The sequence below is a fragment of the Butyrivibrio hungatei DSM 14810 genome (assembly GCF_900143205.1).
In the GTDB taxonomy this organism is placed as follows: Bacteria; Bacillota; Clostridia; order Lachnospirales; family Lachnospiraceae; genus Butyrivibrio; species Butyrivibrio hungatei.
On the sequence record NZ_FRDH01000004.1, the window covers coordinates 241,698 to 261,163 of the forward strand.

At 37.9% G+C, this 19,466-nt stretch carries 25 protein-coding genes; 23 read left to right on the forward strand and 2 right to left on the reverse strand.

The window, feature by feature from the left end; genetic code table 11:
* Positions 1-130: 130 nt before the first annotated feature.
* Positions 131-484, reverse strand: a complete 354-nt coding sequence (locus tag BUA02_RS05155) for a helix-turn-helix domain-containing protein (RefSeq protein WP_072701552.1) — start codon at positions 482-484, stop codon at positions 131-133.
* A gap of 124 nt (positions 485-608) precedes the next feature.
* On the opposite strand from BUA02_RS05155, the gene BUA02_RS05160 reads away from it, so the two are divergent.
* The 8 genes from BUA02_RS05160 (at position 609) to BUA02_RS16245 (ending at position 5,187) form a co-directional block, all read left to right on the forward strand.
* Positions 609-1,556, forward strand: coding sequence for a hypothetical protein (locus BUA02_RS05160; RefSeq protein ID WP_071175683.1), 948 nt, complete (start codon positions 609-611; stop codon positions 1,554-1,556).
* Between the two features lie 225 nt (positions 1,557-1,781).
* Positions 1,782-2,354: a type III toxin-antitoxin system ToxN/AbiQ family toxin gene (locus BUA02_RS05165; RefSeq protein WP_072701554.1), complete on the forward strand. Its 573-nt coding sequence runs from the start codon at positions 1,782-1,784 to the stop codon at positions 2,352-2,354.
* Positions 2,332-3,045, forward strand: a complete 714-nt coding sequence (locus BUA02_RS05170) for a metallophosphoesterase family protein (RefSeq protein WP_072701556.1) — start codon at positions 2,332-2,334, stop codon at positions 3,043-3,045. The genes BUA02_RS05165 and BUA02_RS05170 overlap by 23 nt, the downstream gene beginning before the upstream one ends.
* Positions 3,046-3,055: 10 nt before the next feature.
* On the forward strand, positions 3,056-3,184 hold the full coding sequence (locus BUA02_RS16135) for a metallophosphoesterase family protein (protein WP_278300003.1): 129 nt from the start codon (positions 3,056-3,058) through the stop codon (positions 3,182-3,184).
* Positions 3,168-3,464, forward strand: a complete 297-nt coding sequence (locus tag BUA02_RS16240) for a DUF6088 family protein (RefSeq protein ID WP_072701558.1) — start codon at positions 3,168-3,170, stop codon at positions 3,462-3,464. The genes BUA02_RS16135 and BUA02_RS16240 overlap by 17 nt, the downstream gene beginning before the upstream one ends.
* Positions 3,465-3,589: 125 nt before the next feature.
* Complete coding sequence (locus BUA02_RS05180; protein WP_035783510.1) at positions 3,590-3,943, forward strand: AbrB/MazE/SpoVT family DNA-binding domain-containing protein; 354 nt, start codon at positions 3,590-3,592, stop codon at positions 3,941-3,943.
* Positions 3,944-3,946: 3 nt separating this feature from the next.
* A complete protein-coding gene (locus BUA02_RS05185; RefSeq protein WP_026488331.1) occupies positions 3,947-4,237 on the forward strand; it encodes a type II toxin-antitoxin system RelE/ParE family toxin in 291 nt (96 codons plus the stop codon).
* Between the two features lie 800 nt (positions 4,238-5,037).
* The gene (locus tag BUA02_RS16245; protein ID WP_178297607.1) at positions 5,038-5,187 is read left to right on the forward strand and encodes a helix-turn-helix domain-containing protein; all 150 of its coding nucleotides are present in this window, start codon (positions 5,038-5,040) and stop codon (positions 5,185-5,187) included.
* Here BUA02_RS16245 and BUA02_RS05195 read toward each other — a convergent pair.
* The gene (locus tag BUA02_RS05195) at positions 5,173-5,721 is read right to left on the reverse strand and encodes a TetR/AcrR family transcriptional regulator (RefSeq protein WP_072701560.1); all 549 of its coding nucleotides are present in this window, start codon (positions 5,719-5,721) and stop codon (positions 5,173-5,175) included. The genes BUA02_RS16245 and BUA02_RS05195 overlap by 15 nt on opposite strands.
* Before the next feature lie 146 nt (positions 5,722-5,867).
* Here BUA02_RS05195 and BUA02_RS05200 point away from each other — a divergent pair, with 146 nt between their 5' ends.
* The 15 genes from BUA02_RS05200 to BUA02_RS05270 all read left to right on the forward strand — a co-directional run bounded on the left by BUA02_RS05200 (position 5,868) and on the right by BUA02_RS05270 (position 19,391).
* On the forward strand, positions 5,868-7,361 hold the full coding sequence (locus BUA02_RS05200) for a radical SAM/SPASM domain-containing protein (RefSeq protein WP_072701562.1): 1,494 nt from the start codon (positions 5,868-5,870) through the stop codon (positions 7,359-7,361).
* Between the two features lie 67 nt (positions 7,362-7,428).
* The gene (locus BUA02_RS05205) at positions 7,429-7,671 is read left to right on the forward strand and encodes a hypothetical protein (protein ID WP_242946476.1); all 243 of its coding nucleotides are present in this window, start codon (positions 7,429-7,431) and stop codon (positions 7,669-7,671) included.
* Between the two features lie 392 nt (positions 7,672-8,063).
* On the forward strand, positions 8,064-8,270 hold the full coding sequence (locus tag BUA02_RS05210; RefSeq protein ID WP_072701564.1) for a hypothetical protein: 207 nt from the start codon (positions 8,064-8,066) through the stop codon (positions 8,268-8,270).
* A 43-nt stretch (positions 8,271-8,313) separates the two neighbouring features.
* Positions 8,314-8,880, forward strand: coding sequence for an NAD(P)H-dependent oxidoreductase (locus BUA02_RS05215; RefSeq protein ID WP_072701565.1), 567 nt, complete (start codon positions 8,314-8,316; stop codon positions 8,878-8,880).
* A gap of 41 nt (positions 8,881-8,921) precedes the next feature.
* Positions 8,922-9,872, forward strand: a complete 951-nt coding sequence (locus BUA02_RS05220) for a DUF1848 domain-containing protein (RefSeq protein WP_072701567.1) — start codon at positions 8,922-8,924, stop codon at positions 9,870-9,872.
* A 164-nt stretch (positions 9,873-10,036) separates the two neighbouring features.
* Entirely contained in the window at positions 10,037-10,507 is a 471-nt protein-coding gene (locus BUA02_RS05225) for a DUF2798 domain-containing protein (RefSeq protein WP_330393325.1), read from the forward strand.
* A 335-nt stretch (positions 10,508-10,842) separates the two neighbouring features.
* A complete protein-coding gene (locus BUA02_RS05230; protein ID WP_072701569.1) occupies positions 10,843-12,402 on the forward strand; it encodes an ATP-binding cassette domain-containing protein in 1,560 nt (519 codons plus the stop codon).
* Positions 12,386-13,159, forward strand: coding sequence for a P-loop NTPase family protein (locus BUA02_RS05235; protein ID WP_072701571.1), 774 nt, complete (start codon positions 12,386-12,388; stop codon positions 13,157-13,159). The genes BUA02_RS05230 and BUA02_RS05235 overlap by 17 nt, the downstream gene beginning before the upstream one ends.
* Before the next feature lie 127 nt (positions 13,160-13,286).
* Positions 13,287-14,591, forward strand: coding sequence for an MFS transporter (locus tag BUA02_RS05240; protein WP_072701573.1), 1,305 nt, complete (start codon positions 13,287-13,289; stop codon positions 14,589-14,591).
* The gene (locus BUA02_RS05245) at positions 14,572-15,690 is read left to right on the forward strand and encodes a helix-turn-helix domain-containing protein (RefSeq protein WP_072701575.1); all 1,119 of its coding nucleotides are present in this window, start codon (positions 14,572-14,574) and stop codon (positions 15,688-15,690) included. The genes BUA02_RS05240 and BUA02_RS05245 overlap by 20 nt, the downstream gene beginning before the upstream one ends.
* Positions 15,683-15,814: a hypothetical protein gene (locus BUA02_RS16140; protein WP_278300012.1), complete on the forward strand. Its 132-nt coding sequence runs from the start codon at positions 15,683-15,685 to the stop codon at positions 15,812-15,814. The genes BUA02_RS05245 and BUA02_RS16140 overlap by 8 nt, the downstream gene beginning before the upstream one ends.
* A gap of 240 nt (positions 15,815-16,054) precedes the next feature.
* Entirely contained in the window at positions 16,055-17,059 is a 1,005-nt protein-coding gene (gene rsgA / locus BUA02_RS05250) for a ribosome small subunit-dependent GTPase A (protein WP_083572663.1), read from the forward strand.
* A gap of 58 nt (positions 17,060-17,117) precedes the next feature.
* The gene (locus tag BUA02_RS05255) at positions 17,118-17,672 is read left to right on the forward strand and encodes a dienelactone hydrolase family protein (RefSeq protein WP_072701579.1); all 555 of its coding nucleotides are present in this window, start codon (positions 17,118-17,120) and stop codon (positions 17,670-17,672) included.
* 809 nt (positions 17,673-18,481) lie between these two features.
* On the forward strand, positions 18,482-18,922 hold the full coding sequence (locus BUA02_RS05265; protein WP_072701583.1) for a LytTR family DNA-binding domain-containing protein: 441 nt from the start codon (positions 18,482-18,484) through the stop codon (positions 18,920-18,922).
* A 1-nt stretch (position 18,923) separates the two neighbouring features.
* The gene (locus BUA02_RS05270) at positions 18,924-19,391 is read left to right on the forward strand and encodes a DUF3021 family protein (RefSeq protein ID WP_072701585.1); all 468 of its coding nucleotides are present in this window, start codon (positions 18,924-18,926) and stop codon (positions 19,389-19,391) included.
* The last annotated feature ends 75 nt before the right edge of the window (positions 19,392-19,466 follow it).

Here is a 19,466-nt window from a genome sequence, read left to right on the forward strand (position 1 = left end):
TTTTGAAGTGGTCGTCCAAGGGAATTGGTCTACTTGATTTAAATGATTTCTTTGGGAGCGTTTTTTAGCGAAGGTCATGTAACATGGAGCGGACTGCTCGTTCTTTTTAAAGTATTCGGATATGAACACTTTATTTTTGGGGTTTGGAATTAAGTCTTTGAGCATAAGCCAATAAACGTTTCTGTGTTGCAGAATTGTAAGTTGAAAGGGTTTCTATTAGTTCAAATAATTCAGGAGCTTCTTTTTTACTGATCATGATAAAATCAGGTTTCATGTCTTCGGATTCACCTGTTAAATAAGCTACGGAAGTACCTAAAACCCTTGCTATTACTTCGACAGTCTGAGGCGAAGGTGTTCTGTCACCATATTCGTATCTGCAATATCCAATCTTAGAAAGATTCAGTCTTCTGGCAGCTTCTGCCATAGATATTCCAAGGCTTTCTCTTGCTGATTTTAATCGTTCAGGTATAAGTTGATTTGTCATATTTGTATCCTCTTAGTTATTGACGGTAACCAATGGATAATATATAATAGTATCCATTGGTTAGTATAGCGTATCTTGTTATGTTAGGCAAATTTTCTGTGGCCCATAGAGCTGGGAGGAATTGATGCGAAAAATAGAGCTTTTTAAGACTAGAGTAGTAAATGATAATAAAGTATATTTATTGGCTTCTGATGTTAGGAAAGCTTTTGGATATGACAATATAGAACAGTTGAAAAGGGAACATCCTGATATTGTTAAGAAGAAAAGTGGATTGCCAGAAATAGTGTTGGAAAGTGACTTCAATGCGTTAATGTCGACTAATGTTTCCTTAGCTGAGAATCTAAAGCATCTTGAGCTCACTCGTGTTGAGACACTCAGAACTAACACAGAATCCTTAAAGTCTCTTTATCCGCTTAAGTTCTTATTTGCAGGGAATATGTTTAAAATGGAGGCGATAAAAGCTGGCTTTCAAAGTGTGGATGAATATATTGAAAAAGTGGATTATGTGAAAGAGATAGAATCCGAAAAGCAAAAACTGCTTTCAAAGAGAGATTTACTTGACTATATAAATGACAGCAGAGAAGAAATAAAAGAACGTATTGATTTTGATATTCTTAAAAAGTATGGACTTTCAATACAGCATTACATTCATATAAAAGAGTGTGTTCCGCATTTGGAAAGCTTTATTGTAGGTCCAGGTATTTTTTTCTCTGTATATGATTCCGACTATGAATTTGAAAACTTGAAAATTTACAATCAAGATCTGATTATTCCGACATATGAATACCAAAAAGGAGATATTATTGAGAACTATGGGCATGACCCGAGCATGAGGGATTATAGTAAATATAGTACTTTAGAAAATATTATTTATATTTTAAAGAATAAAGAAATAGAAGATGCAGGTGTTGATCTATTGTGCTGTCACGTACCAGGAATAGATTTTTATATATCACAAACAGAAGTAATAAAGCTTCTTAATCCAAATATGTATAGAGATGTGATTTTGATTGAGGGTGACATACCTTTTGATAGCATAAAATATATTACTGGTAGTGAATTTGATAATTAAAAAAGCTGCTTAATATTTTTATCATAATTTTAAAACATGGTCTTAATAGAGTATATGTGCATTTAATTGACTTTTGAGATGCTGATGCTATAATACAATTAATCGGGAGAGCTCCTGCCATATAAGTGGAGAAGTTTAAACTCGGGTGAGTCCCTACCATATAAGTGGGAAAGCTTAAACTCTAAGAGGACTGTTGTTGCAGTCCTCTTATTTTTGTGGGGTAATATGGACAATTTTAAGATCTATAGTGTGACGGATGAGTATATAGATTATTTGAGAATAATAGAACCAAACGTATATTCAAATAAAGTGGAGAATAGGATTCATACAAGAAAATATATAGGAACAGTTTTAGAGATTAGTGGACATAAGTATTTTGTGCCAATGTCATCGCCAAAGGATACTGATTATCAGATGGCTGGTGGAAATAGGATAATAAAGAAGAGCATTGTTCCGATAATACGTATGATTGAAAAGAATAATGGTGTCAAGGAATTAAAGGGGACTTTAAGGATTAGTCATATGATTCCTGTTCCTGAGAGTGAATTAATTTTGTATGATCTTGAAAATGAAGAAGATAAGGACTATAAGGCACTAGTTCAGGCTGAAGCAATATTTATACGTAAGAATGCTTCAAAAATAGCTAATAATGCAAAACTTTTGTATAAACAAAAAACTGCTAATGAAGAAGTTGGCTACGTTAAAACTGCTTTGGATTTTAAAAAGCTGGAAGAGATATGTAAAGATTATGAAAAGTATTTAGAGAGGGATGTATATGATAGTTCTAGTAATACCTGACATTCACTTGAAAAGTTGGATTTTTGATAGAGCAGAAGAGATAATGCGCAGAGGAAAAGCTGATAGAGCAGTGTGCTTAATGGATATCCCTGATGATTGGGACATGGAGCTTGATATTGCGCACTATAGAAATACATTTGACCGGGCAATCAGATTTGCAAAAGAGTATCCCGATACCCTGTGGTGCTACGGTAATCACGATGTGAGCTATCCGTGGGGCAAGCTGGAAACAGGTTATTCTCCATATGCAGAAAATACAGTTATAGCCAAATTAGAGGAGCTGACTAATGCGCTGCCAGATCCTTCACAGATAGCTATTATCCATAGGATTGATAATGTCCTTTTTTGCCATGGTGGGCTGACAGAAGATTTTGTGAGACGCTTGAATGAAGAATTAATTGATGCTGATATAGATGAGATTTTATCTGTTATAAATGAAGCCTCACCAAAATATCTTTGGAATGATCAATCTCCACTCTGGTTTAGGCCACAGCACAGAAATGTTGATGCTTTTAGAAAAGAGACATTTATGCAGGTTGTAGGGCATACTCCAGTTGATAAGATCTATGAGGAAAATGGATTTATCTCAACGGATGTATTTTCTACTTATCGAGACGGACGGCAAATCGGTGAATCTGCGATGGTAGTGATTGATTCGGTATCGAGGGAGTTTGAGAAGATAGAAGTTTAAAGAGGTGTCAATGATATATTTTACAAGTGATTTACATCTGGGGCATAAAGGCATCATAACTATGCAGAACAGACCTTTTGAATCTGTAGAAGATATGAACCGGATACTACTTACAAACTACAATGCAGGTACCTGTTAATTATAGCTATGTCAGCGATGGCCCATATCGAAAGTACAAGATTGGAAATTATCTGGTTGAGTTTAAGCATTGCGCCAATAAGGAAATATCTGGCAAAAGTTTCATTACGATTATAGTTATTCAAGCAATTAAGAGTATTGGAAAAGATAGAATTCAGCCTAAAGACATAAGTATATTATCAGATTTGCTACCGGAAGAGGAAAAGAAAAAAATACTTCGTGAGGCAATGACTACTACACCGTGGATATATGGAGTTATAAAAGAGGTATGTAAAAAGTGACAACTATTGCTGATTTTTTTATGAAATAAATATAAGGTTAATTGAAATAACAAAGAAAGTGAGATACAATGAAACCAAGAAACAAAGAAATTTGTTTTTGGACTGTTTCGGTTAGGAGGTTCGTAATGATAGCTGAAATGAATAAAAAGATTATAAGCATTTCGTCAAAAAGACAGCTAACTATCCCAGGAGCTTTTTATGCAAAACTTGGGTTTGAAGATAAAGCAGAATGTATCATAAGGGATAATGAGTTGGTTATACGCCCGGCTAGAATTGATTCTAATGGTGAATTTGCAGAAGAGATTCTTTCTGATCTTATAAAGGAAGGATATTCTGGACAAGCTCTACTTAAGGAATTCAAGAATAGACAGGCAAAAGTAAGACCAGCAGTTAAGAAAATGCTTGATGACGCTCATAAGATGGCAACCGGAGAGCTTGAGTCAATGTCATATGATGATGTCTTCGGCGAGGAGGAATGATTAGTGGCAAAACTTATTATTTCTCCTGCAGCAGGTAAATATCTTAAAAAGATTAAGGATAAAAATCTTAAGGGGTTGTTTAAAGATGCAATTGATGAGATTGTTGAAGATCCATCCATAGGAGATGCAAAAGTAGGTGATCTGGAAGGAGTGTCTACCTACGATTTCAGGTATAACAAAACTGATTACAGAGTGGCTTATACAGTGGAATATGTAAATGATGAAACTGTAGTAGTGATTTTGGCAGGAACACACGAGAATTTTTACAAAGAATTAAAGAAGTATTGGAATTAAGAATAAGTATAGACGTGAGTGGAATTATGCAAGTCTACTTGCACAATTGCCTCGAATTCGAGGCAATTAATGGTGATGAATATAGTAAAAAGCAAAGAACATAAGTAATACGAGCAACTATTTCCAAAATGGAAATGGTTTAAAGGTAGCAGTTGTTGCCAAAAATGCAGCAGCTGCTTCTTATTGCATTATAGGGGAACATAAATCCCTACGCACTGCATAAATCTTTAATGCAAATGCAGACAGGTTCTGATTTTAGCACATACTGAGGGTTAGAATACATCTGAATGTACAAAGGAAGATGTAGCATATACAGTAAATATCAGAAAAATGTATTTACCTAGCATTTTTAACACCCATAATTTCTATGTTTCTCAACGGGGGATACAGTATTACTCCGTATATGTACATGCAAACATAGATGATTACGCATGTTGAGACCATTGTTCTTCTCACAAAGTGCTGATGCACTTTGCGAGAAGATTACAACGGTCCATGCGATAGATGTCCAAGAATCGGAGCCGAAGGCGAACGATGATTGGAAACATCGAACCGCTGAAACAGTCGTTCTCTTAACGAGAACGATCTGAAAGGGCGTTAGAGTTTAGAGACGACTGTTGTTCTGGCGAGCACGAAGTGCGAGAGCAGAACTTCCTTGTGAAATAGTGGTGGGACGAAACGGTGCGTTTAGTCTGAGAATTCTTTTTTTCTATATATCAAGACGTATTTCGAATATGGGTCTCTTGTGTTCATATGATGATCAACACATTATATGAAAGACAGGTGAAAAAATGTCTCATATGACATTAGATGATCGTGTTTATATTCAGGAAGGTTTTGATAATAATCTTAATCCTAATCTGATATCTAGAAAGATAGGAAAATCCCATTCAACTGTCTTGAATAAAACTTTTGGATGTTTCGTTAAGTATTTTTCATTCCAATCTTAAGGTTTCTGAGCATACCCTTGCCATATATTCAGGAGATTCTTTCATACCGTTTTTTATCCATGTCAGCGACACTTCCCATAAGCCGGCAGCAATACCTCTGGCAATATATTCATGTTGGGAAGCGTATTCGCTGTCTGAGGCAATACACAAGGCATTATAGAACATATCCGTAAAAGAGATATTTGAATTATGGATAAGTACACACATGTCTTTATCGGAGTGCAACCTTGAAAACACCTTTAAAAACCACTCATACGTGTTACTTTTATGCAACATTCCTGTCAAAGAAGCGCTGAGCTCGTCAGTTATGTTTTTTGTAATGTCCTGAATGATAGCCTCTTTTGAAGGATAATTTCTGTAGACAGAAGCTCTTGAAGCTCCTGATTTTTTTATTATCATGGTCATATTTATATCTTTGTACGGATGCTCTTTCATCAATCCGATCAGCGCATCACAGATGCATTCTTTAGTAATTCTGTTGGACTCCTTATTTGACATTCTTCGTATATTTCTTTTTTCAAGCTCTGTGGACATTTTGGCCTCCATTTGTATTGTCACGACATTTCGTAAAATTGTGTATCAAATACGCACAATATATTGTTTGACATTTGTATAGATGGTATAAATGTATTATCAGACAGATGTTTTGTCAATATACATAAAAATACTGGGGGGACGATATGAACACATTTACAAATATTTCACATGCAGCGCAAAGACAAGCTTTTAGTGTCCTGATAGACAAATTCCTTGGCCATCTTGATAAGACTGATGACCGCACCAAAACATACTTAAAGCTCGTTGATGAAGCAGAACGCTTTTGGGGAAAGAAGGCTGCTGATCCTGAAAAACTGGAAGCTGTTAGACGTGCATTTAAGGATCCGGATAACCGCTGGGTAAACTTTATAAACAGAGTATTGGATGAAACTGATCCGCATGTAGCCAAAATGACCATGCTCAATCTGGGGTACGAGGCTTTCTTCAGGGGAACAAAGACTATACGGAAGAACAGGGAAAAATACGGCTGTAACATACCATGGCTTATACTTTTTGATCCTACTTCTGCCTGCAATATGCACTGTAAAGGATGCTGGTCAGGCACTTATGGACCAAAGAACAATTTGTCTTTTGCCGATATGGATAAGATAGTAACTCAGGGAAAAGAGCTGGGCGTGTATCTCTATATGATGACAGGTGGAGAGCCCCTTGTCAGGAAGGCAGATATACTTAAGCTTGCAGAAAAGCATAATGATGTGCAGTTCGGAATATATAGTAATTCAACTCTTGTGGATGATGATTTTTGTAAAGAGGTTGTACGGCTGGGAAATATTACATTCATGCTTTCCATAGAGGGGACACCTGAAACTAATGATGCAAGAAGAGGAAGCGGTCATTATGATGCAGTGATGAATGCAATGTCTCTTTTCAAAAAATACGGGATTCTCTTTGGTACATCTATTTGCTATACAAGAAATAATATTGAAGCCGTGACAAATCCTGAATTTATAAAGTATATTGCAGAAAAAGGCGCGAGATTTGGCTTTTTCTTCCACTATATGCCGGTTGGAAATAATGCGGTACCGGAGCTGATGCCTACCGTAGAGCAGAGAAAGCTGATGATAGAACGTATCAGATGGATTCGCTCAAACGAATGTGATACAGGCTTCTTTCCGATGGATTTTCAGAATGACGGAGAAGCTGTAGGTGGATGTATTGCAGGTGGAAGGAATTATTTCCATATTAACTCAAGCGGAGATGCAGAACCTTGCGTTTTCATCCATTTTTCAAACACTAATATACATGACAATTCTATTTTGGAAATGCTAAAGAGTCCGCTTTTCATGGAATATCATAAGGGACAGCCCTTTAATAAAAATCACTTAAGACCGTGTCCGATGCTCGAAAATCCAAAACTTCTAAGGGAGATGGTGGAAAGATCAAAAGCACATGGCACAAATGAAGAATCGGAGGAGAGTGTAGAGCATTTATGTGCAAAGTGTGATGACTATGCTCTCAAGTGGGCCCCTGTTGCCGATGAGATTTGGAAATCGCAGCCACATCAAAAAAAGAAGTATGAAAATTATGCACCGGCTAATAGGATAGAAAATGATAATCTTAAGAGATTTGAAGAGAAGAAAACAGGCCTTGCCAAAGATTTCAAAAAACATGCATGATTATAGAATTGCGAATGCCTTCTGATATAATAGAAACAGCTTAACCAAGCCATTTCTGGAGGTGTTTATGAAGGATTTTCGCATTGAATTTACTAATGAAAGAATCATCCCATCCGGTGGTCTCGCTGTAGTAGGAGCTATCCTTGGAAAAAGCGATTTTGTCAAAAGGCTTAATCGAATGGATGTTACACCTAACCGCTCGCAGCATCAGATCAAGAATGGAGATATTCTTCTTACATATACTGGCATGCAGTGTATGGGAAGGCCACAGTTTGAGGCGGCTTTACAAGGAAACATGTCGACTAAATAGTTTTCTGATCACAAATTCTAACAAGATATTCTAATAATTGCGGCTGGCTAAGCTTTTAGTCTGCCGCAATCTTGAACTTTTGATTCTTAGCAGACGTTTTATTCAAAGCTTGTCTGCTGCAAATCCAATTTTTTCATATAGAACAGACATATTCATTGGTGTTTGTCTGCTTGAATTTGAGGATGCTGTATTTAAGCAGACCAAATGCCTTCAAATAGCCTGCCTAAATATGCATTTATGCATTTGTCAGCAGACATTAGGGTGCGGGATAGTCTGCCTAAGGGCAATATTTCTAGCGAAAAGGCAGACAAATAAAGACACATAAGTAAAAGCAACATACAAAAGAAAAGCTTGTAACAGAAATAACAAATAGAAGGAGAAGTAACAAGTAAATGAATGGTTTAAAAGAATTACTAAAACATGAAGAGGAGAAACTGCAGGCGATAAAGTTTGTTGTAGATAAAAGGCTTAAGAATGTTCCAGATGGGGCATTAAGAATAACATCAACAAGGAAGAGTCAAATACAATACATGCATTGCACTGAGCAGGATAAAAATGGGCAATTCATAAAGAAAACCAAGAGCTGGCATTTAAACTAGCTAAAGTACCTCATAATGCTATAATTGATTTGGAGGACTACATATGATTCTTTTCATAAATGCATGCGTAAAAATGGAATCCAGAACCAGGAAGATTGCGGAAAAACTGCTGGAAAAACTTGGCATGGATGTAACCGAAGTTAGGCTTACTGAAATTGAATTTCCGGTTACAAGCGAAGCCTTTCTTGGGAAAAGAGACTGTGACATTTTGAATAGGGATTACAGTCATCCTTACTATGATCTGGCTAAGCAGTTTGCAAAAGCAGATACTATAGTTATTGCAGCTCCCTATTGGGATTTGTCTTTTCCTGCAGTACTCAAGCAGTATATTGAGCATATTAATGTTTTGGGAATCACTTTTGAATATTCAAAAGAGGGCACGCCTATCGGACTATGTAATGCCCAAAAACTATATTACGTAATGACCGCAGGCGGTGCTTATGTCCCAGAAGAATTCGGTTTCGGATATATAAAGGCTCTGGCTCAGAATTTCTATGGCATAAAAGACGTAGAACTGATCAAAGCTACCGGCCTTGACATTCAAGGAAACGACGCGGAATTGATATTGAAGGATTGTATAAGTCAATTGGAGAGGAGTGTAATCCAATGATGACCAGGCAAGACATAAAAAAGAGTAGGAAAAGGTAGAAGATGATAATTAATACTGGGCAGCGGACGGATATTCCCGCATTCTATCCCCTATGGTTTGCTAATAGAATAAAAGAAGGCTTTGTCTGTGTCAGGAATCCATATGATCCTACACAGGTTAGCAGGTATTTGCTAAGACCCGATGTGGTTGATGTCATCGGCTTTTGTACCAAGAATCCAAAGCCTTTTTTCCCATACCTTGATTTGGTAAAAGAGTTTGGACAGTTCTGGTATGTGACGATTACGCCCTATGGAAAAGACATTGAGCCTGCTGTTCCAAATAAAGAAGAGGTTCTAAAGTCTTTTAAATATCTTTCAAAAAGAGTTGGAATAAATTCAATTGGTTGGCGCTATGATCCAATATTTGTAAGCGATAAATATACAGTGGATTTCCATCTTAGCTCTTTTGACAAAATGGCAAGAGAACTGGAGGGGTATACAAAGGTAGTTGTTATCAGCTTTATAGATCTTTATGAGAAGGTTAAAAGAAATTTTCCTGAGGTAAAGGTAGTGTCTGAACAGGATAGGATTAATCTTGGTAAGGAAATCATTAGTATAGCATCTTCACATGGAATGGTGGTTAAACCTTGCGGAGAGGGGAATTTTCTTGAAAAATATGGGGCTGATTGCAGTGGATGCATGACTATTTCGCAGTATGAGAGCGCTATAGGCAAAAAGATCAATGCACCAAAAACAAAGCCCTCCAGAAAAGAATGTGCCTGTTACCTTTCCGGTGATATAGGAGCATACGATACATGCGCTCATCTATGCAGGTACTGCTACGCAAATAATGATGTAGAGCTGGTAGCTCAAAACAGGAAAAAACATGATCCTAAGTCGCCTTTCCTTATAGGAAATTACAGGCCTGAAGATGTGATTCATGATGTGGTTCAAAAGTCATGGGTAGATGGTCAGATGAATATTTTTGATTACCTTAATTGTAGAGAGGGATAAAAACAATCTCACTATTACATCTTTCTTTTTTTTCTGGTATAATCACACTCTGTTGATTAAAAATCAGAAGATATAAAAGTTGGTAACATTGGAAACGCACACCCAAAAGGTGATAACGAACAACACGCTTAAGTCTTCGCCGTATTTGAAAGGAGAATCTTAACGTGTTACCACAGAATAAGTTTCAAGATGTTATTTTTACAATTTTTATGGCCTTTGTCATGGTTTATGCAATGATCTGCTACAACATCGCCCTTAACGTAGGGGGAATGCAGAATTTTGTATTTCTCGCAGCGTTCAAGGAAATGGTGATCATGTGGCCTATCGCTATAGCGTTAGAGCTCATCTTTGTTGGAAGACTTGCTCAGAGGCTTGCTTTCAGATTTGTAACTCCAGGTAAAGATCCAGCGATCATGATCATTCTTGCCATATCTTCCATGTCAGTTTGTCTCATGTGCCCACTTATGAGCTTTGCAGCAACACTTCTTTTCAAGGATGCAGGAAAAGAAGTAGTGGCAGTGTGGCTTCAGACTACAGCAATGAACTTCCCAATGGCTCTTTGCTGGCAGATATTTTTTGCGGGACCTTTGGTACGAAACGTATTTGGCTTCTTTGTAAAAAAACTTACAAAATAAGTGCATATAAAATCTATTGATCACTGGAGGGGGCAAGATGATCAACAGCTAGAAAATAATTGCATCAACCATTTATCAATGATAGTATAAAAATGGTTTTAAAAATATAAAAGAAAGAGCGCTTTGCGTTTAGGTGAGGAAATGTTTATTAGATAATTTAGCTTGAGTTAACACAAAGATTTTTATGTAGCTGCTTATGCGGCTGTTTTGTGTACGCTTAAACTAGATTATCATGCATTCTTTAGCCTAACTGTTATAGTAGGTCTATTTGTGTGAGTCTATTTTGCGTATGCAGAATGGACTTTTTCTTTTGCAGCTAGACTGGAGGTTGATATATGCTACAGATCAAAAACTTGACTATAACACACCGGGGAGATCTGCGTATCATATTAGAAAAATACAATATGGTCCTGAATGATGGAGATAAAGCAGTGATCATAGGAGAAGAGGGAAATGGTAAGTCGACTCTTATGAAATGGATCTACGATCCTGAGCTTGCTTTGGAATATGCAGAGTGTGAGGGCGAGAGGGTATTATCAGGAGAAGTCCTTGGATATCTTCCACAGGAACTACCTGAAGCTGATAAAGACAAGACGCTTTATGAATACTTTTCAGAGTCGAACTTTTTCTTTGATAAGACGCCAAAAGAACTATCGGCCATGGCCGTAGAATTTCAGGTTCCCGCGGACTTTTTTTACAGTGAGCAAAAGATGCAGAGCTTGTCCGGAGGAGAAAAGGTAAAGGCCCAGCTCATGAGACTTCTTATGAATGGTCCAACAGCGCTTCTTTTGGATGAACCATCAAACGACATAGACATTAGCACCCTGGAACTTTTAGAGAAGTTAATTAATGAGTGGAAGCACATAGTTCTTTTCATATCTCATGATGAGACCCTTATTGAGAACACGGCAAATGTGGTGATCCATATCGAGCAGATCATGCGCAAGACCAAGAGTAGGTACACTGTGGTAAAGGATAGCTACAGGAACTACATTGAGAAAAGAGCTGAGAATTTCGAGAGGCAGGAACAGCAGGCGATAAATGACAGGAAGGAGAAGAAGCGCCGGGACGAGAAGTATGCAAGGGTATATAACAGCGTAGATCACGCTCTTACCAATATATCCAAAGGCGCCAGGGATTCAGTAGCTAAGAATCTCAAAGACAAGATGCATACCGTAAAGGCCATGGGTAAGCGCTTTGAAAAAGAGGATGAGAACATGACCAAAATGCCTGAGCAGGAAGAAGCAATATTCTTTAAGCTTGGGGATGATAACGCCAAAATGCCCGCAGGTAAGACGGTTATCGAGTATGAGCTAGATGAGCTGAAGACACCGGATGGATCAAAGCTCCTTGCAAAGGATATTTTCCTTAGAGTAAGAGGCCCTGAAAAGATATGTATCGTAGGCACTAATGGAGCCGGTAAGACCACGCTTTTAAAGATGATGGCAAAAGAGCTCCTTTCAAGAAAAGACATAAAGGCGCAGTACATGCCGCAAAACTACGAGGAACTTCTTGATCTTGATGCTACGCCTGTGGAATTTTTGGATGATACCGGTGATAAGGCCATACGTACCCGCATTAGGACTTATCTCGGGGCTCTTAAATACACCGCAGATGAAATGGATCATTCCATAAAGGAACTATCTGGCGGTCAAAAGGCAAAGGTACTTCTACTTAAGATGAGCCTGTCAGATGCAAATGTTCTGATACTAGACGAGCCAACACGAAACTTTTCGCCCCTGTCAGGACCAGTTATCAGGAAGATGATAGCTTCTTTTCCTGGAGCAGTGATCAGCATCTCCCACGATAGAAAGTATATAAAGGAAGTGTGTACCAAGATTTATACATTAACAGAGGAAGGGTTAAAGGAGGCTGCATATGAACTATTTTGTTGAAGGATTGCAGGGAAGTGGCAAGAGCACGCTTGTAAGAAAGCTTTCTGAGAAGTATCCTGAGTATAAGGCTATTTGCGAAGGGGACTATTCTCCTGTTGAGCTTGCCTGGTGCGCTTATGTGGACAAAAAGACTTATGAAGAAATTCTTGATAAGTACGAGAGTCTTAGAGATGAGATCAGGGAAAAGAGCTATGAAGAAGATGACCATATGATCATCTTCTACACCAAGATCATCACTGATATTCCGGGCTTCCACAAGGATTTAGAAAAATATGAGATCTATAATGGGAATCTTGATCCTAGAAGCTTTAAGGAAGTTGTCTTAAGAAGACTTCAGAATTATAGTGGTGATGGAAATATCTTTGAATGTTCTCTTTTTCAGAACATCGTTGAGGATATGATCCTGTTCCAGAAAAAGAGCGATGAAGAAATTCTAGATTTTTATAAAGAGGTCAAGAAAGCTTTTTCAGGCAAGGATTATCAGATAATGTACATTCAGACTGGGGACATAGCAGCAAATATCGATGTTATCAGGAAGGAACGGTCAGATGATAAGGGAAAAGAACTGTGGTTTCCGCTGATGATGGGGTATTTTGATAATTCTCCTTATGCTAAGGAAAAGGGAGTGTCAGGCACTGAGGCACTACTTCAGCATTTCAAACACAGGCAGGAATTGGAACTTAGGATATGCGAGGAAGTATTTGAGGGGAAATATAGGATTTTGAAGTCGAAGAATTATGTATTGGAAGAAAACTAATGTTATAATTATAGTATCTTCCTGATAGGAAAGTTTTTTTATTCCAAATCCTACACTTGGGTTGTTAAAAACTACGTTCACTCCAATTAGAATGAACGTAAAGAAAAGACTAGGTGAGGAGAATAATATGGATAAAAAAGCTGGTTACAAAGAAATACTTAAGAATTATCAGTACATGAAGCTACTTTTAGCTGGACTGATCAATAGATTTGGAGATTCTATAGACACGATCGCATCAGCGTGGCTGATATATGAACTTACAAGTAATGCCATGTGGTCAGCTATTATTTTTGGAGTAAACAAGATTCCAACAGTTTTTATTCAGCCGCTTGCTGGTGCTTGGATTGAAGGAAAAAAGAAAAAGCCCATTATGGTGGCAACTGATCTTGTAAGAGCAGTTTGCGTTGCCTTTATTGCAACAGGATTCCTAATGGGATTTCTAAGTTCATGGATGCTGGTTGTTGTTTCTTTTACAATTTCAACAGCTGAAGCTTTCAGACTTCCTGCTGGTTCCGCGGTTATTCCAAAACTGTTAAAGAAAGAAGAAATTGCCTACGGAACATCTATGTCTACGGCAATCTATACTGTTGTGGAACTAATCGGCATGGGCATTGCAGCTGGAATTATTGCTCTTATTGGAACTGCAGGCGCAATATATTTTGATATGGTAACTTTTATTTTGTCAGCAGGAATAATTGCAACGATCAAAATTGCCTCAGATGAGAGAAGAGACATAAATGGTAATCTACAAGCTTATTTTGTTACATTAAAACAGGGATTTACCTATATAGCACACAACAAAGTTGCCATGTTTTTGGTTTTGTTTGCAGCATTTTTAAATGCCATTCTTGTTCCCCTTAACAGTTTACTTGCACCTTTAGCAAATGAAGTTATCGGCTCAGGGGCTGGAATGATCTCAATCATCACCGTTTCTAGTACATGTGGAATGCTTGTTGGAACTGTAATTTATCCTGTTTTGGCAAAGTTTATTAGAAAAGAGCTGTTTGTTATAAGCGGAGGTTTATGTATAGGCATATATTATCTTGCAGTAATTCTTGTGAGGCCAGCCTATAGTAGCATATTATTTAGTTATGCATATTTGACATTTATGAGTTTTGCCATGGGAATCTTTATATCAATTCTTTCTGCTTTCTTGCAGGTTGTGTTTATTGAACTTATTGATGAGCAATATTTTGCAAGAGCATCATCTATAATGAATGCCATGGGAAGTGTAGCGACACCTGCTATGTCAGTTGTGGTAAGTTTACTTGCTGCCTGGCTTCCAACAGCAATGATTTTTATAATAGTTGGGACAATCGATGTACTTGTTTGTCTTTATCTTGTTCTTTCTCATACACTCTCTAATATTTTAGGATGCAATAATGAAGACTTAGGAAAAGAGGTATCTTCTTATGCAACACAAGTTAAGTGAGAATATAAAAAAATATCGAAAAGAAATGAATCTTACACAAAGTGATCTGGCTGAAGCTTTTGGGATTACTGAAGGAGCCGTTTCTAAATGGGAAAGTGGTAATACCGTTCCTGATATTTCACTACTCATGGACCTTGCTGACTTTTTTGATATATCTGTAGATACATTGCTTGGGTATAGTATTTCATCCAAAAATATTGATGACATAATTAGTAAAATGAAAAATCTTTTGGATGAAGGAAAGTATGATGAAGCAGTATCTGTGGCTGAGAAGGCTCTTGTAAGGTATCCAGGAAATTTCAAGATTCTTTACAAATGTGCGCATACATATGGGACTGCATTAAGACAAAGCAATGCTAAAGAGTATTGTAAAAAAGCTATTGAATTATATGAAAATTCGATTCGTTATTTATACCAAAACACTGATCCTGAAATCAATGAGTTCGTAATAAAAATGGAAATTGCTCATGTGAAGTTTTGGGATGATATTGATAAGGCACTTGCTGATTTTGAAGCGTTAAATTACATGGGTGTTTCAGATGTTCAGATAGCAAGAATACTTATGAGAAAGGGTAAGACTGATGAAGCACTAGATAAATATACTAGAACCATGGTGCGAGCCCTCATCCATGATCTTGATATGGCGGCTGGAATGTTCATTGCACTTATAAGCACCGGCAAGAATAAAGCTTTTGTTGAAGCATCTGAATTAATGGAGTGGTACTTGGCTATTATTGATGCAACCAGCAATGGGAAAATCAGCTATCTGACCAAGATGAAGACAGTAGTACTTGCATTTAAGGCCATGAGTCTATCATGTTCAAAAAATTATGGAATTATGAGGCAGTGCTTGGATGAGGCTTTGGCGCTTGCTAAAGAATTTGATAAAAAACCATCCAATGATTTTAATGGAAAAATCAAGTTTTGGCACGCTAGTGAAGATTTTAGCACTTCAGTATATGATGAGATAGGTTGCAGTGCTGTTGATGGAATAGATAATCTTTTTGACGAAATGATGGGAAAGGCTACTCCTGATGCTGTGGTAAAGAAAATGAAAGAAGCAAGGGAGTATTGGGATAGTATAAAACATAATGAATGACGATTTGATTTTGACAGAACCTGATGAGAAATATGCTGAAGAGGTTAGAGCATACAGGCAAGAGTTTATTGATATCGGTGATCACATGGATGGTTGTGGACATGCTAATTGGGTGATATACTAATTTTGTTGTAAAAATTCTAAAGAAAGCGAGGTAATCATAATAATGAGTGTAGAGATGATGAATATGAACGTTTTAACTAAATATTTTATGAAGACCTCGGTTTATGATAAATAATCAGATTTTTCTTAGCCGTGGCTTATTAGTCACGGCTTTTTCTTTTTTAATTTAAACCAGCCATATTCTTGGCACTTTTCCATACTGGGGTCTCCATACCAATTATTGAATAAGGATGGAGAAAAAATGAATAATTCAAACGAAAAATTATCTAAAGGCAGGGTATCTGCAATTCACAAGAATAGCTATATCCTAAGATTTGAGGGAAAAGATATTTCAGCAAAGCTAAAGGGAAGCTTTAGAGAAGAAGAGGCAGAGAATCTTCCGGTAGTTGGAGATTATGTTTCTTTTGCCTATAATGAAAACGGAGATTCCCTCATAGCGTCTGTCTATGAGAGAACAAGCTTTTTACAAAGACCAGATCAAGCTAAAACTGGCGTAATGCAGTACATGGTGGCAAACGTTGACTATACCTTTATAGTGACATCACTAAATGAAGACTACAGCTTTAACAGGATTGCCAGATACGTAAGCGTCGTTTTACAGGGGCATTCTATTCCTGTTGTGATCCTTACAAAGTCAGACCTTTGCAGTAACTATGGCAGATATATAAGGGAAGTCGAGAGTGTATCTGATCAGGTTAGAGTTCATGCAATTTCGGCACTGTATGGCATAGGAATAGATGAACTTCAGGAATATATGCGTCCTGGCGTTACTATATGTCTCATGGGATCATCTGGAGCTGGGAAATCAACTCTTTTAAACGAGCTTGCAGGTGAATACCTGATGAAGACCTCTGCTGTAAGAGAGTCAGATTCTACAGGTAGGCATACCACAACCTACAGGCAGCTCATCGAGCTTGATAATGGTGTATCCATAATCGATACTCCAGGCATGAGAGAGATAGGAATGGCTAGTTCAGAGCAGGGAATAGACAATACCTTCTCTGATATCTTGGCTCTTGAAAAAAACTGTAAATTCAGCGACTGCAAACATGATACGGAACCAGGATGTGCCATAAAGGCAGCAATAGAAAGTGGCGAACTTTCGATAGAGCGTTATAATCTATATAAGTCTTTACTTTCTGAAAACACCAGAAATTATGCCAAGAAAAAAGAAATTTCTAAATGGGCTAAGGCTGCCAAGAAAATGAAAATGAGCCCTAGGGACGGAGGTTACGGCTCATTTTAGAAATAGTGAGCCCTAGGGACGGAGGTTAGGGCTCATTTTAGTAACAGGAGGAAAATAAATGAATTCTAAAAAGCTCGCAGTAATCTTACCGGGAACAGGCTATAACAAGGATAAGCCTCTTTTATACTATGCTCAAACTATAGCTATAAAGAAGGAATACGAGATAGTTAACGTTGATTATGACAAATTCTTTGTAGGCGTTAACTATAGAAATCCTGATGAGATGAATGCTGTAGCGGATAAGGCATACGAATATGCGGCAGAGCGCCTTGATAGCATAAATTATAGAGAGTACGACAAGGTTGTATTTATTGGAAAGAGTTTTGGAACTATTGTGGGTGCCAGATACACTACTGAGCATAACATGGCTCCAACACAGATCTGGTACACTCCTGTTATGGACGCCTATGAGAAGGCAGTAGGCCATATCGTGGCATTTATGGGAGATAAGGATCCAATAGCAGACGTGGACGCAGCGCGCAAGAAAGCGAAGGAAAAGGGAATTCCTCTCCACGTATATCCAGATGCCAATCACTCTCTGGCTACAGGGGATGCCCTTGTGGACATCGATACACTTAGGGATGTCATGACTATCACTAATGAAATCTTGTAAGACAAAAATGAGTTACCATTCACAGTTTAGGGATACCCGCTGGCTGGTTCACTGGGGCCGCGCCCTGCCTCTGCCTAGTTCAGCTAAGTGGGGCCGCCAGCCTAAAGTTTATTTTTGTTCATCCTTTGGATTTTTATGTTCATGGCATTATATTTCTTACTTTAAATTCTTTGAAACAAACTCGTCTTTGAGGCACATTTTTGGCTGTAAAGTTTTGGGTTTGAACGATTGTCAAAAAAACGCCATTTTCTTGTGCTCATAAGCAGCTTTTGAAGCGCATGCGGTTTGCGTTGTTTGAAGCAGGGCGTTAAGAATTTATAATAAGTGGTCACGCCCGCTTTCTGCGGGCTTTGTAAACAGGAATAAGAGGTGACTCTGCAAGCTAGCTTGCGAGATCACCTCTTTTCCTGTTATGGGAGCGTAGTTCCAATGACCACTTATTATAAATTCCGCCCTGCAAGTATGTAGCAAGAGCATGCGCATTAAAACAAAAGCTGCATGAGCACATAGAAAAGTATCGTTTTTTTGATGAGGACAAAACAAAACTTTACAGCAAAATGGCATCAAAGACTCAGACAGTGTTTCAAAAACAGAATTTAAAGTAAGGAATATAACGCTCATGAACATAGAAAAATCCTCAGAGATTCTCAAAAACAAACTTTAGGCTGGCGGCCCCACTTAGCTGAACTAGGCAATGGCAGGGCGCAGCACCCAGTGAACCAGCCAGCGGGTATCCCTAAACTGTGAATGGTAACAAAAATGAGCCCTAACCTCCGTCCCTAGAGCTCATTTTATGCTAGAATTATAGTATGAAGATAGATATAGAGAAGATTACTGCAGGGGAGGAAAGTGTAACCATACGCTACAAGGACCTCACACCTGCTATCAAAAGAATAATCGGCATCCTTGAAAAGACTGAGGATAAGCTGTGGGGCAAGACAGAAACAGGTACTGTCAGTATCAATCTCCACGACATTCTCTATCTTGAGTCTGTTGACGACAAGCTTTTTGCCTACACAGGCAGTAACGTTATAAAACTTGATGGAAGTCTTAATTCCTTTGTGACAGACATTGACGATGAGAGCTTTTTTAGATGCAGCAAGTCAATGGTCATCAATGTCAACAGGGTGAAGGCCTTGAAGAGCCTGTCCTCTAACAGGATAGACGCTACCATGGAAAGCGGCGAGCATATCATAATATCCAGAAGATATGCGTCAGATTTTAGAAGACTATTGAAGGGAGGCAGGTAATATGAAGGACAAAAAGAAATTATCACTGTGGGAACTGTATCTTACAAAAGAGATAGGTATTGAGTTTAAGTCATGCCTTTATTTCTTTGCATTTCTCTTTTTCTACTGTGTTTACAGAGTATGCCTTGGAATCTACGACGCCAGCATACTGCACATGACAGAGCTTATATTTACCTGCTATATAATTGGCTATATCCAGGTGTATCTTCTTTGGAATTTTGACGAAGCTGACAAGCTTGGACTCAAGGAAGCCTTTGGTATGATAGGCTGCACCGCAGTTTATTGCATTATCTCATATGTATTTAACTGGTTTGCAAAAGACCTTTTGGTAACGATTTTATTTGCGGCGTACATTTTACTTGTTTATTTCTGCGTATATCTGATCTACAAATATAAGCGCAAGATAGATGACAAAAAACTAAACGAAGACCTTAAATTTTTCCAGACAAGCCATCAAAAAAGTGAATGATAGAGGTAATATAGTGCATCTTACGGGAACATGTATTGTTCCCGTTTTTTGTTTTTGTTATGAATAAATTACAAG

What these genes read in the sequence shown, in the direction of transcription:
- BUA02_RS05155 (WP_072701552.1), bottom strand. Translation starts at nt 484, where the DNA reads ATGACAAATCAACTTATACCTGAACGATTAAAATCAGCAAGAGAAAGC.
- BUA02_RS05160 (WP_071175683.1), top strand. Translation starts at nt 609, where the DNA reads ATGCGAAAAATAGAGCTTTTTAAGACTAGAGTAGTAAATGATAATAAA.
- BUA02_RS05165 (WP_072701554.1), top strand. Translation starts at nt 1,782, where the DNA reads ATGGACAATTTTAAGATCTATAGTGTGACGGATGAGTATATAGATTAT.
- BUA02_RS05170 (WP_072701556.1), top strand. Translation starts at nt 2,332, where the DNA reads ATGATAGTTCTAGTAATACCTGACATTCACTTGAAAAGTTGGATTTTT.
- BUA02_RS16135 (WP_278300003.1), top strand. Translation starts at nt 3,056, where the DNA reads ATGATATATTTTACAAGTGATTTACATCTGGGGCATAAAGGCATCATA.
- BUA02_RS16240 (WP_072701558.1), top strand. Translation starts at nt 3,168, where the DNA reads ATGCAGGTACCTGTTAATTATAGCTATGTCAGCGATGGCCCATATCGA.
- BUA02_RS05180 (WP_035783510.1), top strand. Translation starts at nt 3,590, where the DNA reads ATGATAGCTGAAATGAATAAAAAGATTATAAGCATTTCGTCAAAAAGA.
- BUA02_RS16245 (WP_178297607.1), top strand. Translation starts at nt 5,038, where the DNA reads ATGACATTAGATGATCGTGTTTATATTCAGGAAGGTTTTGATAATAAT.
- BUA02_RS05195 (WP_072701560.1), bottom strand. Translation starts at nt 5,721, where the DNA reads ATGTCCACAGAGCTTGAAAAAAGAAATATACGAAGAATGTCAAATAAG.
- BUA02_RS05200 (WP_072701562.1), top strand. Translation starts at nt 5,868, where the DNA reads ATGAACACATTTACAAATATTTCACATGCAGCGCAAAGACAAGCTTTT.
- BUA02_RS05205 (WP_242946476.1), top strand. Translation starts at nt 7,429, where the DNA reads ATGAAGGATTTTCGCATTGAATTTACTAATGAAAGAATCATCCCATCC.
- BUA02_RS05210 (WP_072701564.1), top strand. Translation starts at nt 8,064, where the DNA reads ATGAATGGTTTAAAAGAATTACTAAAACATGAAGAGGAGAAACTGCAG.
- BUA02_RS05215 (WP_072701565.1), top strand. Translation starts at nt 8,314, where the DNA reads ATGATTCTTTTCATAAATGCATGCGTAAAAATGGAATCCAGAACCAGG.
- BUA02_RS05220 (WP_072701567.1), top strand. Translation starts at nt 8,922, where the DNA reads ATGATAATTAATACTGGGCAGCGGACGGATATTCCCGCATTCTATCCC.
- BUA02_RS05230 (WP_072701569.1), top strand. Translation starts at nt 10,843, where the DNA reads ATGCTACAGATCAAAAACTTGACTATAACACACCGGGGAGATCTGCGT.
- BUA02_RS05235 (WP_072701571.1), top strand. Translation starts at nt 12,386, where the DNA reads ATGAACTATTTTGTTGAAGGATTGCAGGGAAGTGGCAAGAGCACGCTT.
- BUA02_RS05240 (WP_072701573.1), top strand. Translation starts at nt 13,287, where the DNA reads ATGGATAAAAAAGCTGGTTACAAAGAAATACTTAAGAATTATCAGTAC.
- BUA02_RS05245 (WP_072701575.1), top strand. Translation starts at nt 14,572, where the DNA reads ATGCAACACAAGTTAAGTGAGAATATAAAAAAATATCGAAAAGAAATG.
- BUA02_RS16140 (WP_278300012.1), top strand. Translation starts at nt 15,683, where the DNA reads ATGAATGACGATTTGATTTTGACAGAACCTGATGAGAAATATGCTGAA.
- rsgA (WP_083572663.1), top strand. Translation starts at nt 16,055, where the DNA reads ATGAATAATTCAAACGAAAAATTATCTAAAGGCAGGGTATCTGCAATT.
- BUA02_RS05255 (WP_072701579.1), top strand. Translation starts at nt 17,118, where the DNA reads ATGAATTCTAAAAAGCTCGCAGTAATCTTACCGGGAACAGGCTATAAC.
- BUA02_RS05265 (WP_072701583.1), top strand. Translation starts at nt 18,482, where the DNA reads ATGAAGATAGATATAGAGAAGATTACTGCAGGGGAGGAAAGTGTAACC.
- BUA02_RS05270 (WP_072701585.1), top strand. Translation starts at nt 18,924, where the DNA reads ATGAAGGACAAAAAGAAATTATCACTGTGGGAACTGTATCTTACAAAA.